This is a genomic window from Arcicella sp. GW458-12-2-14-TSB2, from assembly GCF_059423785.1.
On record NZ_JBWKYN010000317.1, the window covers coordinates 1 to 2,510 of the forward strand.

At 33.7% G+C, this 2,510-nt stretch carries 3 protein-coding genes; 1 reads left to right on the top strand and 2 read right to left on the bottom strand.

The genetic code is table 11. The features are described 5' to 3' along the window. Window positions 1-176 precede the first annotated feature (176 nt). On the top strand, window positions 177-581 hold the full coding sequence (locus AC07XN_RS24060) for a MaoC family dehydratase (protein ID WP_494744893.1): 405 nt from the start codon (window positions 177-179) through the stop codon (window positions 579-581). A gap of 60 nt (window positions 582-641) precedes the next feature. Here the strand turns inward: AC07XN_RS24060 and AC07XN_RS24065 are convergent, their stop codons facing one another. Continuing rightward, on the bottom strand, window positions 642-824 hold the full coding sequence (locus AC07XN_RS24065) for a BF3379 family histone-like protein (RefSeq protein ID WP_309920175.1): 183 nt from the start codon (window positions 822-824) through the stop codon (window positions 642-644). A gap of 150 nt (window positions 825-974) precedes the next feature. Next, complete coding sequence (locus AC07XN_RS24070) at window positions 975-2,252, bottom strand: aminotransferase class I/II-fold pyridoxal phosphate-dependent enzyme (protein ID WP_309920178.1); 1,278 nt, start codon at window positions 2,250-2,252, stop codon at window positions 975-977. Between the last annotated feature and the right edge of the window lie 258 nt (window positions 2,253-2,510).

Sequence of the window (2,510 nt, forward strand, 5' to 3'; positions counted from 1 at the left end):
GGTTAAATTAAGTCTTTTAGAATAGCTTGTTCCAAAATTTACTCAACGTAGCGATGCTATGCTTCCTAAATTTTGAAAAAATCAATTCAAAAATACAATACTTTCACCTCAGAAACGGAAAGTTTAAACAGCTTCTTTATTTAAGTACAATCATAAAGATTAAGATTTATTAAACAATGATTCAACTCGGAACGGTTTACCGTCATAAATTTTCATTTACCCAAGAGGATGTAATTTTATTTGCTAAAGTATCAGGTGATAATAATCCTCTTCATTTGGATGCTGAATTTGCAGCAACTACTTCATTCAAACGCCCAATTATACATGGAGCACTTGCCTCGAGTGTTTTTTCAAAAATCATGGGAACAGAATTTCCTGGCTTTGGGAGTGTTTATTTAAAGCAGAGTTCAGAGTATAAACGCCCAATGTTTGTAGATACTGAATATGAAGCAGTATTCACTGTAACAGCCATTAATGCTGATAAACACATAGGAGAAATTTCAACAGAAATTTTTGATGTACAAACTGGAAAGAAAACTACTGAAGGTTCGGCATCAATCATGAACAAAGAAGAATTTTAACCCAAAATAAAAAGGCTCAATAATTATTGAGCCTTTTTATTGAATTTTAACTATTTAGCATTATTTCGCTTCATTGTTTTTTATCTCTTGAACCTCTGTACGGATTTCTTGAGCTAAAGTTTTCAATTGTTGCATACCACCTCTTACTCGAGTACCAGCAGCTTGATTGCCTTTGTCATAAAACTTCTCGAAATCTCCTTCTAAGGACAAAATTAAGTCCTTCACTTCTGCAAATCTGTTCATAATAGAAACTGGATTTAAGTTGATAATTGGTTGAAAAAGCCTTTAATAGCGTTGAGACGCATTTTTTGTGTCCGAAATATAGCTATTTTATTACATCTTACAAATCCAAGCACCAAAATTTAAGCGAAATAAGTCAAAAACCTATATAAATTATGCTAATTCTGCTTGCTGAGCTAAGAATTCTTCAGCAATTCTGCGATAAGTACCGTCTTGCAGACGTTGTTGTACCTTTTCAAAGCAATCTAGTGTATAAGCCACATCTTCTAAAGTATGCGAAGCTGTAGGAATAATTCTTAACATAATTTGTCCTTTCGGTACTACTGGGTAAGTTACGATAGAACAGAACACACCCATATTTTCACGCATATCACGTACAAGCGCCGTTACGTGTGATAATTCGTAGTCTCCATGTAAGAAAATCGGCGTTACTGGAGATGTAGTCTCACCCACATCAAATCCTTTCGCTTTAAATCCTGTTTGGATAGCTCTTACATTTTCCCACAATTTCTCACGGAATTCAGGATGTTTTTTAATCAATTCTAAGCGTTTCATTCCACCTACTACAAATGGCATTGGTAATGCTTTTGCATAGATTTGTGAACGCATATTATATTTCAAGAACATTACAATTTCTTTACTTGCTGCAATAAAAGCACCAATTGCTGCCATTGACTTAGCAAAAGTAGAGAAATATAAATCGATACCATCCATACAATTCAATGCTTCATGAACACCTCTACCGTTTGGTCCCATCGTTCCAAAACCATGAGCATCATCTACTAAAATTCTGAAATTGAAATCTTCTTTCATTTTCACAATTTCATCCAATGAACCTACTTTACCCGACATTCCAAAAACACCTTCAGTAATTACTAAAATACCTCCACCTGTTTCAGCAACCTTTTTAGTAGCTCTTTCTAAGTTTTTACGCAAAGAATCCATGTCGTTGTGATTGAACTTATAATAATCACCCATTTTAGCTTTGTGCAAACGAATACCATCAATCAAACAAGCGTGTGCTTCAGCATCATAAACAATAATATCGTTACGGTCGCAAATACACTCAATCACTGACATTACTCCTTGATAACCAAAGTTCAATAAAAAGGCATCTTCTTTTCCAACAAATTCAGCTAACTGAGCTTCAAATTCCTCATGTAAATCTGAATTACCTGACATCATCCTTGCGCCCATTGGATAAGCCAAACCGTAATCTTGCGTTCCCTTATTATCAGCTTCACGAACTTCAGGATGATTAGCTAAACCTAAGTAATTGTTCAATGACCAGTTTAACATTTCTTTTCCCATGAAGGTCATTCTTGGTCCTAACTCTCCTGTCAACTTAGGGAAAGTAAAGTAGTGATGAGAATAATGAGCATGGGCGCCGATAGGTCCCAGACCTTTGCTGACTTTATCGAAAATATCCACTTTTTTTTATGTTTTAATGATTAAAAATAATATGAGCTTCACGAAAGCAACAGGGCATTCTATGAGTTCAATTATAAAATATTCTGCTGTCTAAATATTGTTATATATTTCAAGAGAAAAACATTTTATAATCTTTAAATAATCACAAAGTTAAGGTATTATTTTCTTTCTGCAAAAATGTCTGAATATTAAGTGCTATTTCATTTGAATTAGACAATTCCCTAATAATTTCTAGTAATATTTCAAGAACTTATATTT

What these genes read in the sequence shown, in the direction of transcription:
- AC07XN_RS24060 (WP_494744893.1), top strand. Translation starts at nt 177, where the DNA reads ATGATTCAACTCGGAACGGTTTACCGTCATAAATTTTCATTTACCCAA.
- AC07XN_RS24065 (WP_309920175.1), bottom strand. Translation starts at nt 824, where the DNA reads ATGAACAGATTTGCAGAAGTGAAGGACTTAATTTTGTCCTTAGAAGGA.